The organism is Candidatus Eremiobacterota bacterium (assembly GCA_031082125.1).
In the GTDB taxonomy this organism is placed as follows: Bacteria; Vulcanimicrobiota; CADAWZ01; order CADAWZ01; family Ess09-12; genus Ess09-12.
The window spans coordinates 15302-28446 of record JAVHLM010000050.1; the positions used below are offsets into that span (position 1 = coordinate 15302).

14 protein-coding genes are annotated in these 13145 nt (G+C 54.6%); 9 read left to right on the forward strand and 5 right to left on the reverse strand.

Annotation, left to right across the window (positions count from 1 at the left end; genetic code table 11):
* The first annotated feature begins 20 nt into the window (after window positions 1-20).
* Genes cheB through RDV48_30200 form a run of 3 tightly spaced genes read left to right on the forward strand, consistent with a single transcriptional unit; the run spans window position 21 to window position 3536 of the window.
* Window positions 21-1127 carry a chemotaxis-specific protein-glutamate methyltransferase CheB gene (gene cheB, locus RDV48_30190; GenBank protein MDQ7827106.1) on the forward strand — a complete coding sequence of 369 codons (1107 nt, stop codon included), beginning with the start codon at window positions 21-23 and terminating at the stop codon, window positions 1125-1127.
* Window positions 1128-1135: 8 nt separating this feature from the next.
* Complete coding sequence (locus RDV48_30195) at window positions 1136-1972, forward strand: protein-glutamate O-methyltransferase CheR (protein MDQ7827107.1); 837 nt, start codon at window positions 1136-1138, stop codon at window positions 1970-1972.
* 58 nt (window positions 1973-2030) lie between these two features.
* Window positions 2031-3536, forward strand: coding sequence for a response regulator (locus RDV48_30200; protein MDQ7827108.1), 1506 nt, complete (start codon window positions 2031-2033; stop codon window positions 3534-3536).
* Here RDV48_30200 and RDV48_30205 read toward each other — a convergent pair.
* On the reverse strand, window positions 3526-3990 hold the full coding sequence (locus RDV48_30205) for a hypothetical protein (protein MDQ7827109.1): 465 nt from the start codon (window positions 3988-3990) through the stop codon (window positions 3526-3528). The two genes, RDV48_30200 and RDV48_30205, sit on opposite strands and share 11 nt — an antisense overlap.
* Window positions 3983-4480 carry a hypothetical protein gene (locus RDV48_30210; GenBank protein ID MDQ7827110.1) on the reverse strand — a complete coding sequence of 166 codons (498 nt, stop codon included), beginning with the start codon at window positions 4478-4480 and terminating at the stop codon, window positions 3983-3985. Before RDV48_30210 ends, RDV48_30205 begins: the two co-directional genes overlap by 8 nt.
* 132 nt (window positions 4481-4612) lie before the next feature.
* Here RDV48_30210 and RDV48_30215 point away from each other — a divergent pair, with 132 nt between their 5' ends.
* From RDV48_30215 to RDV48_30225, 3 genes are read left to right on the forward strand one after another with little or no spacing between them, the layout of a single operon-like run.
* Complete coding sequence (locus RDV48_30215; protein ID MDQ7827111.1) at window positions 4613-5404, forward strand: transporter; 792 nt, start codon at window positions 4613-4615, stop codon at window positions 5402-5404.
* Between the two features lie 13 nt (window positions 5405-5417).
* The gene (locus RDV48_30220) at window positions 5418-6440 is read left to right on the forward strand and encodes a tetratricopeptide repeat protein (GenBank protein MDQ7827112.1); all 1023 of its coding nucleotides are present in this window, start codon (window positions 5418-5420) and stop codon (window positions 6438-6440) included.
* Window positions 6441-6452: 12 nt separating this feature from the next.
* Complete coding sequence (locus RDV48_30225) at window positions 6453-7616, forward strand: ArsA family ATPase (protein MDQ7827113.1); 1164 nt, start codon at window positions 6453-6455, stop codon at window positions 7614-7616.
* A 4-nt stretch (window positions 7617-7620) separates the two neighbouring features.
* Here RDV48_30225 and RDV48_30230 read toward each other — a convergent pair whose 3' ends face one another.
* Together RDV48_30230 and RDV48_30235 are read right to left on the reverse strand one after the other, a co-directional pair.
* On the reverse strand, window positions 7621-8007 hold the full coding sequence (locus RDV48_30230; protein MDQ7827114.1) for a hypothetical protein: 387 nt from the start codon (window positions 8005-8007) through the stop codon (window positions 7621-7623).
* A 16-nt stretch (window positions 8008-8023) separates the two neighbouring features.
* On the reverse strand, window positions 8024-9016 hold the full coding sequence (locus RDV48_30235; protein ID MDQ7827115.1) for a hypothetical protein: 993 nt from the start codon (window positions 9014-9016) through the stop codon (window positions 8024-8026).
* A gap of 223 nt (window positions 9017-9239) precedes the next feature.
* On the opposite strand from RDV48_30235, the gene RDV48_30240 reads away from it, so the two are divergent.
* From RDV48_30240 to RDV48_30250, 3 genes are all read left to right on the forward strand, one after another.
* Window positions 9240-9800: an ankyrin repeat domain-containing protein gene (locus RDV48_30240; GenBank protein ID MDQ7827116.1), complete on the forward strand. Its 561-nt coding sequence runs from the start codon at window positions 9240-9242 to the stop codon at window positions 9798-9800.
* Window positions 9801-9840: 40 nt separating this feature from the next.
* Window positions 9841-10935: a TIGR00730 family Rossman fold protein gene (locus tag RDV48_30245; protein ID MDQ7827117.1), complete on the forward strand. Its 1095-nt coding sequence runs from the start codon at window positions 9841-9843 to the stop codon at window positions 10933-10935.
* A gap of 144 nt (window positions 10936-11079) precedes the next feature.
* Window positions 11080-12765, forward strand: coding sequence for a metallophosphoesterase (locus RDV48_30250; protein ID MDQ7827118.1), 1686 nt, complete (start codon window positions 11080-11082; stop codon window positions 12763-12765).
* Between the two features lie 58 nt (window positions 12766-12823).
* Here RDV48_30250 and RDV48_30255 read toward each other — a convergent pair.
* On the reverse strand, window positions 12824-13145 hold a 322-nt coding region (locus tag RDV48_30255; protein MDQ7827119.1), incomplete at its 5' end, for an HNH endonuclease signature motif containing protein.

The window sequence follows — 13145 nt, forward strand, 5'->3', positions numbered from 1 at the left end:
AGATTGACAGGATGGCTCACATGGCGGAAGAAGCTGTAAAAGTGCTCGTGGCCGATGATTCCACGATATTCAGAAATATTATAAAAGGCGTGTTGGAACAGATCCCCGGCGTGTCACAGGTTTCAACGGCCTACAACGGCAGAGTCGCTGTTGAGAAAATCCCTTCTCTGATGCCTGATCTCGTGGTCGTTGATATGGATATGCCTGAGATGAACGGCCTGGAAGTATTGAAATTCATCAAAGCTACCGCGCCCCATATTTCCACTGTTCTCATCACTTCCCACGTGAGCCAGAGCGCCACCCTTTCTCTGCAGGCGCTTCATGAGGGAGCGCTTGATATGATCCTGAAGCCGGACAGCCCCAAGGCCGATGAGAACATGGAAGTGCTTGCCTTCCGGTTGAAGTCCCTTGTCCAGGTGGTGCTGGACAACAAAAGAGTGAGCGCCCTCCTCAAGGCGGCAAAGGAGATATCTCCGGCCGACAGAGGCAGAGAACCTCAGAGAGCGGCAGACAGTGCCTATGAAAAAATAAGCTACCGGAGAATTGAGGCAGTGGGAATAGCAATCTCCACAGGGGGGCCTGTGGCACTGAGAGTTTTCATCCCCAGGCTCCCCGGCGACCTCCCTGTTCCTGTATTTATCGTGCAGCACATGCCTGCCACTTTTACTGCAGCCCTTGCCGAATCTCTGGACAAGATAAGCGCGCTGAAGGTTGTGGAAGCCGCATCGGGAGACGCGGTGAAGCCGGGCACGGTCTATATCGCCCCCGGCGGAAGGCACATGAAGGTGCAGAGGGATGAGCATTCAAATCTCCCCGTGATTGTCGCTACCGATGATCCCATGGAAAACTACTGCCGCCCCTCTGCCGACTATCTTTTCCGTTCCCTTGCAGGAGTATATGGAGGAAGAGTGCTGGGAGTCATCATGACAGGCATGGGTGAAGATGGCGTGAAAGGGCTCAAAATGCTGAAAGCGCTCAATGCCCCCGTGATAGCACAGGATGAGTCCACGTCAGTGGTATTTGGCATGCCGAGGGAGGCCATCAGGGCACAGATCGTTGATACGGTCCTTCCCCTGGAGCTCATGGCCCGTGCAATAACGCGCTTTGCCCTTTCTGAGGGAGAATAGCGGATGTCATGCAGGTAAGCAATGAGGAATTTGCTCTCTTCTCCCGCTATATATACCAGCTTACCGGGCTGTCCCTTGATGAAAGCAAAAAATATCTGCTGGAGACAAGGTTTGAGGCCCTGGCGAGAGAATTGGGGTGCGCCACCATAAGTGAGCTCCATCTCAAGTCGGTCCATGATCCCCGGAAAATTATTCCGCACAGGATCATCGACCTCATCACCACCCATGAAACTTTTTTTTTCAGGGATCACAAGCCTTTCGAGGTGCTCAGAGCGAAGATGGTAAAGAAATTCATCCATAATCCCGGTTCATACGGAAACCCTGTGCGCTCTGCAATGAGCATATGGAGCGCCGCGTGCTCTACAGGCCAGGAGATATACAGCATCGCCATGGTGGCAAGAGAGCTCCTGAGAGAGAAGGCCATTGGCATGGTGACCATCATGGGGACCGATATCTCTGATGAATGCGTAGCGAAAGCGAGCTATGGCAGATACTCTTCCCTGGAAGTGGAAAGGGGGCTCTCACCGGAGAGGCTCAGGACAAATTTCATCCAGGACGGCAGCGGCTGGAAAGTGAAGGATGAGCTCCGCGCCATGACTACCTTCAGGAGGCTGAACCTTATAGAGGATTTTTCGTTACTGGGGAGATTTGACATAATATTCTGCAGGAACGTGGCGATCTATTTCAGCCAGGAAGACAAGAAAAAGCTCTTCGAGCGCTTTGCCGCTCATATGGGGGAGGAGAGCATTCTGATTCTGGGCTCAACGGAAACCCTTTTCGGCGTGACCGGAAGATTTCTGAGAGTGGAAGATGAATATGGCATATATTACCGGCTAGCCTCATAACAGGAGCTTATTGCCATGAAATCAGCGTGATAGTATAATCGGAAAAAGGGAGGGCGCTATGAAAGTGCTCATAGTTGATGACAGTGCCGCCATAAGGAGACAGATAAGGCTTGAGCTTGAAGAGGATGGCTATGAAATCCATGAAGCCCAGGATGGTGTTGAAGCCTTCAAGACCCTTATTTCCATGCAGCCGGACCTCATCACCCTCGATGTGGAGATGCCCAATATGGATGGCTACAAGACCTGCGAGAAGCTGAGAAGCAGCCGTTACTCAAGGATGTTCAAGACTTCGAACAATACAAAGATTCCTATCATATTTGTCACGGGAACCGATACTCTTGAAGGGAGGGCAAGAGGCTTTGAAGTCGGCGCCACGGACTTCATCACCAAGCCCTTCAAGAAGGGTGAGGTGCTCAGGGCGGTCAATTCCATCCTGAGGCCCGAAAACATTATCAAAGGCCTCAATGCCGTAGTGGCCGAGGACAATGAGACCACCAGGAGCATAATAGCTGATTATCTCAGGAACTACGGAGTCAACGTCATTGAGGCGGATAACGGCCGGGAAGCCTTTGAGCTTATCTCATCAAGAGTGCAGCTGGTGGACATGGTCATCACCGACCTTGTCATGCCTGAGATGGGCGGCGAGGTGCTCTGCAGAAAGATACGCAATGAGCTGAACGCAAAAGATATCCCCGTCATCATTCTCACGGGCATGTCAGAGTTCTCATCGCTTCTGGAATTGTTCGAGGCAGGGGCCACGGACTACCTGGTAAAGCCCTTCGTGAAAGAGGAGCTTCTCGCGCGACTCAATGTCCATCTTAAAGTGCGCCTCCTCAACAAGGAGCTGGCAGCAAAAATTGTGCAGCTGGAAAAGCTTGATCAGGTGAAAAACCGTTTCCTCGCCACGTGCTCCCATGATCTCCGCTCACCTCTGTCAGGAATCATCAACATTGTTGATTATCTGGATACCGAGGAGCCTGTAGATGAGACGACAAAGCAGTTCCTCGACCTCATCAAGGAATCTGCTGAATATCTTTACAACCTTGTCTCCAATATCCTTGACCTCCATCTTATCACCTCACAGCAGGAAGAAATGGTAATGAAGCCCTTCTCACTCAATGAAACGGCGCTCTCATCGATAAAAACACTCACGTACATGGCCCGCCCCAAGGACATTGAGCTTATTTTTCAAAACAGGCTCGAAGGGCCTGTGGTTATTCCGGGTAACGAGCTGGAAATAAAAAGAGTCATCAACAACCTGCTCTCCAATTCAATAAAGTTCACCTCCAAAGGCGGGACAGTGAATGTAATAATCGATTCCACTGAAAAAGACAGACTCTCCTTATCGGTGACAGATACAGGGGTGGGTATGGCAGGCAATACCATCTCAAAAATCCTGGACCTCACCAAGATGACACCCGCCGTGGGAACTTCGGGGGAAAGGGGCTCAGGTCTCGGGCTCTCCATCGTGAAGGAAATCGTGCAGAAGCACAACGGCACATTCTCCATTACAAGCAAAGTGGGGGAAGGCAGCACATTCACTATTGCGCTGCCTATGAAATAATGGCTTTTCTCTTTATGAGCCTGTCGTAAAGCAGCATTACCGCCAGCGCTGCCAGTCCCGGGGGGAGAAAGTAAAGAGAATCTTCAGGCCAGATGACGCCGATATTGACAGTTCTCATTGAAAAGGGAAAGAGAAGAATGTTGAAGTTGGCCTCGGTGAACTGCAGCAGGTCGAGCATATAATGGATAAGCGCCCCCAGCGCCATGGCCAGGAAGGCCTGCCTCCTTATCTTCTGATGGAAAAGCTGTGAGAGCCCGTAGCACATGAAGAATGTGGCGAAAGGAGTATGGAATGCGAAGAAGAACCACCTTATCCCCATATCGGTGAAGAAGCCCGGGACTCTCGAGAGCAAGTCAGGGAGCACGGCGCCCCAGAGCATGATGAGGAAGAGCTTCAGCTTCAAACCGCGGTTCAGGAAATAGGGCACGAGGAGATGGGTGGCAAGATCAGGCACGCTCATCCTCCTTTTCCCGCCCTTCAGGAGTGGCGGGCAGTTCTCTGGGGGCAAGAGACCATGTGGCCCTGTCGAAACGAAAAAAGCGGAAGCTGAGGGAGAGAAGGAACGCCATCGCCGCGAGCGACACTGCCTTTTTCAGGAACCTTCCCCTGTGGACGTGATAGCGCTTCATCTCCATTGAATCGCCTGTTCTCACTCCCACGACACTTATGATATCACCGCGGCGGACATTTTCGAAGGGGCCTTGCACTCTCACATGCACCTTCCTGTCCCTGACCGTGATTCCCTCCCCGTCAATCGAGGATACCGTGTAGTAGGAAAGCACGTTAAGCCCTGCAGCGGTGTCTCTCGCAGCAGGGAGAAAGACAAGCGAGGGGAGTGATCTGCCGTAATGGAAGGTTGCGAGGCCGCAGACAAAAAGAATGATGATGACAATGACTATTTTCAGGGCGCGGTGCCGGTCAGAGAAAAGAATGTCAGAAGCCATGAAGGGTACTTCAACCGGGGCGCCGCCGGGACCTTCAGAGAAAGAAATACCGCACTTTGCGGGAGGAATATGAGGGGAGCCTCTCAGAATCTCATGGAGAAGCTCTCATGCCGCGGCGAAGGAGTGACGGTTATGGCACGAAGCATTGTTCTTATCACGCTTTTACTGCTTGCCTGCATCGGCGCGGCCCAGGGGCAGAATCTTTATTGCGGGTCAGGGATAAGCGCGTCGTCCACTGCCCAAGTCCTTCCGCACCGCTCGTGGCAGTATTTCATCAATTACTCGAAAAATGACACGGGGATTGACGACTTTTCCTTCAGCCCCATTTCTGGCATCACCTACGGCCTGTCGCCTTCATGCTGCGTTTCCGTGGGCTTTCCCTACATGATAATGATTGACGGAGATACCAAGGCTCATGGATTCAAGGACATGAGGGGAGGCTTCAAATATGCCCTTACGCCCCGGGAGAAGGACCTGAAGCTCACGGCCGTCCTGGGAGTGAAGCCCCAGACCACCGGCAATGCCCAGCTTTCGGGAAACGGCGCCACCGATTATTCCGGGCTTCTCGCCCTGACCTGGGACCTGCCGCAGTGGTCTTTCACGGCAAATTACGGGTGGGATTACTGGGGACCTTCGGGCGCCTGCCCCTCGAGTCTCACTCCTTTTTACAGCTTTATGACAACCTATATCCCCGACCAGAAATATACACTCGCCGCCGAGTTTTATACTCAGACGCCGCAGAAGAACTGCAGCTTCTCAACGGCAAGCGGCCTCAACCTGATGGCGGGATGGCACATGGACAGGCAGTGGGAAGTCAACCTGGGGCTGAGCCTGGGCCTCAACTCCCAGTCAACGCCCAGGCAGTACCTTATCAGCTTCAGTTACACCTGGGGACAGGAGCCCGCCGGCAGAGCAGGCAAGTAAGAGGAGGCCGCCGATGAAGAGAAATCGATCATCTTTCCTCGCCACACTTCTGGTATTGCTGGGATTATCAGGCACGGCTGCCTGGCCGATGGGAATCACCGTGACGGAGAACCCCGAAAGGGCAAAATTCTATTATCATTACGGCGAGGCGTATCTGCAGAAGGGCGATTACCACAAGGCGGCAGACGAATACTCAAAGGCACTCCGCCTCTGGTCGGCCTATCATGAGGCATATTACAGGCGGGCCTTATGCACGATAAAGCAGGCCGGCATCGAGGGGAAGCCCATTGACCGCAAGGCAGTGAGGGACCTGGAGAAAGCCATGGCTCTCAAGCCTGGCTACCACGATGCCCTGCTGCTGATGGCCACATACTGCACCGCCGTGATGGAGCCTCTTGAGGGGCTCGACGGGGCGGTGGCATGCTGCGAGAAATTCCTGTCCCTGCCGGCCCTTCCCGACTCCTCCTATGAGGAGAAGAGGACGACTGCCGCGGCGCTGCTGGCTACTCTCAAGGCCATGAGGAATGAAGGGGACAAGTGGCGGGGCGCCCTGTCGAGGAATCCCTATGATATAAGGGCGCTCAGCGCCCTGGGCACTCTCTTCACTGAGCAGGGCTTCCTTAATGAGGCAAGGAACTGCTTTGACAGGGTGCTCAGGGTGCAGCCCGGGAGCGGCGCAGCCCTCACAGGACTCTTGAAAGCAGATTTCGCCCGCTATGCCTCGGGGAAGCCGGGGGGGGGAAAAGAGCCGCAGAAAGGGCAGGGATACTGGAGAAGAATCATTGAGATTTCAGGAGAGAGGAGCCCGGAATATGCGGAAAAAAATAAGAACGAGCTTCAGAGGATCGCAGGGAACTGCGAAAATATCCTGCAGAAGGACCAAAAATGCGCCGACGCTTTTCTTCTCATTGGCCTCGTCCATGACGAGCAGGGAAGCGATGAAAAGGCACTCAGCTCCTTCAGAAGCTTCCTGGCACTGAAGCCCCAGGCTTCCGATGCGACGCGCTATGCGGAGAAGAGGACAGGCGGACCTTAACGGGGAGGCACGATGCGTATTATCCTTTATACCGGAAAAGGGGGCGTGGGGAAGACGACGCTCTCGGCTGCCACGGCGCTCAGGGCGGCTTCCCTGGGCTACCGGACCCTGGCCATCTCGGTGGACCCTGCACATTCGCTCTCGGACTCCTTTGAGATGGACATTTCAGGCGATCCGCGCCAGATAGGCGAGAATCTCTGGGGACAGGAGATCGTGGGGCAGCGCGAGGTGGAGAGGAACGCTTCGGTAATCATGGATTTTCTCAAGGACTTTCTCTCCGCCGCGGGCATGGACGAGGTCGTGGCCGAAGAGATCGCGGTCCTTCCGGGGATGGACGAGTTCTATTCCCTGCTGGCGATACGTGATTACTCCCGAAAGAAAAGCTTTGACGTGTGCATAGTTGACTGCGCGCCCTCGGGATCGACGCTCCGCCTGCTCTCCATGCCCGAGGTGCTGAATTTTTACCTCCGCACCATTTTCCCTCTCCAGAGGACGGCGGTGAGGATCGCACGGCCCGTGGCAAAGAGCATTCTCAAGGTGCCTCTCCCGGCCGACAACGTTTTTGAATCGATCAAAACCTTCTACACCCAGATAGGCGAGATGAAGGACATCCTGACGAAACCCCGTTCAACGATAAGGCTCGTGATGAACGCCGAGAAGATGGTCATCGAGGAGAGCCAGAGAACTTACACCTATCTCTGCCTTTTCGGCTTCAACGTCGATGCCGTCGTGGTGAACAGGATCCTTCCCCCTCTTCTCAGGGAGGAATACTTCGAGGAATGGAAGAGAATCCAGCAGGTCCACCTCGGGACCATCAGGGAGATTTTTTCGCCGCTCCCCATCTCCGAGGTCCCCCTGAAAAGCACCGAAGTGAGGGGGATGAAAGCTCTCGCGGAGCTTGCCGGATCGCTCTACGGCGAAAATGATCCGGTGCAGGTGCTCTATAAAGGCAGGCCTTTCAGCATAAGAAAGAGAGGCAGGGCCACAATACTCTCAATCGAGCTTCCCTTCGTCTCCCACGATGACCTTGCCCTCAGCCAGAAAGGCGACGAGCTCATCATCAGCGTGGGGGGAATGAAAAAGGTGATGGTCCTTCCCTCGCGCCTGGAGGGAAAGAAGGTGGAAGGGGCAAAGTTCAACGGGAACACCCTCGAGATTGAATTCAGGGGGGAGTGACGGCTCATTCGCTCCCGGCATAGCCGACGTACTTGCAGCGGCAGAAGCCTTTTGCAAGAAGCTCTGAAGGGTTCCCGGAGCATTCCCCGTGAGGGAGCGGCATGGTCTTTTCCGCATCATCGACCGTGAGAATCTTTCCATGGAGCTTTTTGCAGGAAGGGCATCCCTTGGAGGCAAGAATCTGCACACGGGAGAGACTGGTCTTCCTCCAATGGGCAAGCTCCCATTTTTTTGAGAGTTTCAGGGACTCAATGAAAGGCCTCTTGCGCTCGTTTTCCTGGATGGCCTTCTCGTACCAGGCGAGGGAAAGGCCATGAAAGTTCCCCGCCGCCTCGAGTCTGGCTATCCTCGCCTTGAAGGTATCCGCCTTGGTTTCTTCCAGTTTTTTCACAGGTGTCACCTCGTGCTTATCCTACTGATACCCTGTTGTCACGCTGCTTGTAGAGGGCTGCTATGATATTCTTTTCCGCCGAGGTGATGGTGCCGTCGTGGCCCCCGCTTGCGAGCCCCGTGCCGCCGTTGATGAATGCCTGCACCTGGCTCTTCAGTGAGTCTTTCAGGGGAACTCCCCCATAGACGGCGTGAATATGCTGATTGCCGTTCCAGTCCCTGTACCAGGCGGCAAAGCCCTGGGCGCGGAGCTTTTTCACCATGCTGCGTATCTCGCTCTCTGATTTCCCCGCAGTGCGCAGGTCCACAGCCGCCGTGTATTTCGACCCGGGCTCCGCAAGGTGGGTGCCTGCGCTTGCAGGGGCATTTCCCAGGCCCTGCGAGACATCATCTGTGGAGAAGCCTGCTTTCCGAAGGGCATCAGAGGCCAGGGGATCAAGGCCTTTGATTGATTTTCCTGTTGCATCGTTGTTATTTATATTGACGGGCTTGTTGTTGTTGGTTCCGTTGGTTCCGTTGGTTCCGTTGGTTCCGTTGGTGTTCTGATCGTTCCCGCCGCCGTTGTTGTCCTTATTATCAAGCCCGCCGTTATTCTGGTTCAATGTCCCGTTCTTGCCGCCCTGGCTCATCGTCATAAGTTGCTGGAACATGGTCATCATGCTCTGCATCATCTGGGTCATCTGGCTCATAAGGCCAGTCATTGCCTGGGGCCCCTGCTCCGTGGCGGCCTGGGGAAACTGCTCTGCCATCGCCTGGGGAAACTGCCCCGCCATCGCCTGGGGAAACTGCCCCATGGCGCTCTGCGGAGCCATCCCGGAAAGTGTCCCTGCTCCCCGGGGATTCATATACCCCATGGTTTCCCTGCTCATTGCAAAGCCATCGGTTTTAGGCAGCGCCATTCCCGAGGGGGTGAAAAGCTGCGTTCCCTGCGGTGGGGATTGAGTTGCAGGCCTGGGATGAGTGGTGACGGCATTACTGTGGCAACCATTGCTTGTGGTGACTGAATCCATGAAGAAACCTCCCGTGAGCCTAAATAATAATCTTTCCCGATACATTTAACGGGGAGCCTTGAAATTTCACTTAAATGGCAATGAAAAAAAACTGAAAAATAAGAACATTGACGAGAGAATATGTTAACAAGTGTAAAAGTGCAGCATGCAAGGGGGAATGCCGCCTGGAGGAAAAGAGAGCTCCCGGACAGAAGAAGGCCTTATCAAAGCAAGGGGGGGAGCCATGCGCGCCAAATGTCTGTTCTGCGACCATCTCAACCACTACAGGGAGGCATTCTGCGAGGCCTGCGGGAAAAAGATATTTGAAAACATATTCAAGGCTGTCGAAGGGAACAGCATGGAATCTATAGAAAAGTTCCTCGAGATTGACGGCAGAGCTCTTACGAAGACCAATGACAACGGGATGAAGATAATTCATATCGCGGTGAGGGAAGGAAGGAAGGACCTCCTGGAGTACCTTCTGGAGAAAGGCGCACAGGTTGACGAGAGAAATGAATTCGGCTACACCCCCCTCCATGTTGCCGCCATGTGCGGCCAGACAGACCTCGCCAGATTCCTCATAGGGAAAAAGGCCCAGGTGAAGGCCACTGATCCCGATATGGGCTCTACGCCCCTCCACGAGGCCGTGAGGAACTGCCACAGCGACCTGATTGAGCTTCTCATCCAGAAGGGCGCCGACATCAACGCGAAAAACAAGAATGGAGAGACGCCTCTCAGGATTGCGAGGAGAGAAGGGATCAAGGACGTTGTTTCCTACCTGAAGAACTGCGGCGCATCGGAGTAGGGCAGAGGCACAATAATTACCGGCATATAAGGAAACCATCATGGAAGAACACCTGAAAACGCGCTTTTCAACAGGGAGAAGTGAGCTTGATGATGCTGTTGACAGCCTCATAGCTCTCACCGGCCCCCCCGACCCGGAGGATCACCTCATAAGGGCAATAATAATCACAGCCCTCAAGATGAAGCTGGAGGACTGCGAGACTCTTGACCTCAAGATAGCCTCAATGGCTCTCAAGGAAATGCGGTACGCTTTCAAGGTCTTCAAAGAATACGAGAACACCAGGAAGGTGACAGTCTTCGGCTCGGCGAGGATTGGCGAGGACACGCCTGAATACAGGCTTGCCCGGGAATTTTCTGAAAAAATGGCTGCCCATGGATTCATGATAATTACGGGCGCCGGGGGCGGTATCATGCAGGCCGCCAACGAGGGAGCAGGCCGTGCCTTGAGCTTCGGCCTCAACATCAGGCTTCCCTTCGAGCAGGCGGCCAACCGCGTGATTGCCGACGACCACAAGCTCATCACCTTCAAGTACTTTTTCACCAGGAAGCTCATGTTCGTCAAGGAAGCCGATGCCATCGTGCTCTTTCCCGGGGGGTTCGGCACTTTCGACGAGTGCATGGAGACCCTGGCCCTTGTGCAGACGGGGAGGAGCACCCCTCTCCCCGTGGTGATGATGGATGTTCCCGGCGAGAGCTTCTGGAAGAATTTTCTGCAGTACGTGAAGGCCAATCTTGTTGCCCACAGCTATATCTCCCCCCAGGATATAAACCACCTCTTCCACACTGACAGCGCCGATGAGGCCTGCCGTCACATCATGTCCTTTTACAGGAACTACCATTCCATGAGGGTCGCCGGAAGGAAAATGCTCCTCAGGCTCACAGTGAAGCCTGACAGCCAGTGGCTTGAAAAGATCAATACCGATTTCAGGGATATCCTGGCAGAGGGGGATTTCGTGATAAAGAAGCCTCTTGATGAGGAATCGGCGGAGGTCCACCTCCAGCACCTTCCGAGGCTTGTCTTCTCCTTTGACGGGAAAAGCTTCGGTCGCCTGAGGAGCCTCATCGATGCCATCAACGAGTGCCCCGGGGAAAAGATCGATCTCCCCAGGACGGAGCGCCCTCTTCACCTGGAGTAAAGGGAAGCCGGTCATGCCGGTGCTGCGCCATTTTGACAACAGACAGAAAACATGCCTGTTTTCTCAGAGATTTGCAAATGATGGTCCTGTCTGTTACAATGGAGCAGCCAATAAAGAATTAAATCCACGTCCGGGGAGGTTATCATGAAGCAATGTTATCGCTGCAGTGCTGCCGTTTTTTTATTTCTGTCCTATCTTCTTGTCCTGATGGCGGGCTGCAGCAGCTCAGGCAGCGATTCACCCGCTTCACTGGGGAGCCTCGGCTCCGAGAGCGGCACCTACTGGGCCGGCATGATGACCCGTGAGGACACGATTGAGCGCTCGGTGGTGCAGGCGAAGCTCACTAATGACAGCTCCGTGGTGACCGGTGATGTAATCATAGGAACCGGGCCTTATTCCCTCAGGGGCACTCTCAACGGCACCGCCTTCCAGGCGACTCTCTCTCAGGGAGGCACTGATGTGATGACCTGGTTCGGCACCATGGAGAGCAACACTTTCCGGGGCGGCTATGAAATGCTGGAATCGCCGAAATCCGAGGGCCTGGAAGATCCTCCCCTCTTCATCAACGGGTCGGTCGTGTTGAAAACCGATGTCGCGTCAACTTCAAAAGAGGCGAAGTACCTGATCCATCCGCACCTGATGTTTGCTGGCGACAACAGCCGCATGGACCTGCTCTGGCAGACGAACCGTGACCCGGGAGCCTGCACCGTGTCATATTCCACCGGCGGAGGACCGGCGCAGCAGGCCGCGCCGGTGATTCTCCCCTCAAGGACCTATAACGGAAACGGAGACACGACCGCTTATATCTACCAGTGCTCCATGACGGGCCTTACCCCCGGCGCTCATTATAGCTACTCAATTGATTTCAATGCCTCGCCGTCACTCTCCCTCAGCAGCGACTTCAATGCCGCCCCTCCCGCCACCGCTGACAGCGTGGTGTTCTACGTCTGCGGCGACACGCGCAACGGAGTTGACGAGACAGAGAACCTGGAACAGAGCATGATGGCGGCATCTGATTTCAAGCAGACGCTGAGCATCAACACGGGTGACTGGACTTACCACGGCCTCAAGGAAATATACTGGAACGATTATGGCGGATACTTTGACAGCACCTACACAGGGCACATGAACTTTATCAGCAAGGTGCCCGTGGCGGGCTGCGAGGGGAATCATGAAGGGTATCCCGCCCCGCCCGGTACATTGCTGGATTACCAGTACACGGGCCAGCTCTTCGGTGCGCTCTGGGCTTACCCTTTCATCGGGGGGGCGGCGCAGCAGAGCACTTACAACCTCGGCCCTTACTATTATTCCTTTGATTACGGGCCCATCCACTTTACCGTCCTCGACAGCTTTACCGATCCCGCCCTCGATCCCGCACAGGTCTATATGAAGTCGGACCAGCTCACGTGGCTTTCCAGCGACCTTGCGGGGACATCGAAGAAGTGGAAGATTGTCTTCCTCCACATACCCCCTTACTGCAACAAGCAGCTCAGTACCGATGATTTCGGCACTGAGCAGACCAATATTCAAAGCAAGGTAGTCCCCATTCTGCAGGCGAACGGCGTGAAGCTGGTGCTGGCAGGGCACCAGCACCATTACGCGAGAAATGAAAAGGACGGCATCAGGTATCTCACGCTGGGAGGTGCCGGGGCCTCCCTCTCGAGTGCCACGATCACCGAGCCGAGCTGCGTCTATGCCAAGGAGATATACCATTACGCAAGGATTGAGATCAAAGGCAACACCCTTAAAACGACCATCACGGGACAGAAGAACAGAGGCGACAGCTTCAAAAATTACGACACCGACGCGCCTGATATCACCCTTCCCTGAAGGCGGCCCGTATGCAGGGTCATACAGGCATTCGTGCCTCCTTATGAGTGAAGAGGTTTCAGACAGGGCGTAATAAGTGGCGATGAGTCCTGCGGCATCCGCTTTCATAGACCAGGAAGGGCGTCCCCTCCGAGAGAGAGCCGAAGGTGAAGGTGAGGCTGTCGGGCGCCCTGCCTTTTATGGTGAGGGTCCGGAGCCCATGGAGAAGGTGCAGATGGCAGGCCTCGCAGAGCACAATGAGGTTCCAGGGGTCATCGGTGCCACCCTGGGAGCGCCTGATGATGTGGTGAACGTGCAAGTTCCTGCGGCATCGGCAGCCGGGGGTCTGGCAGCGGAACCGGTCGCGCTTCAGTATTTTGTGATGATGGGCCGCTTTTTTC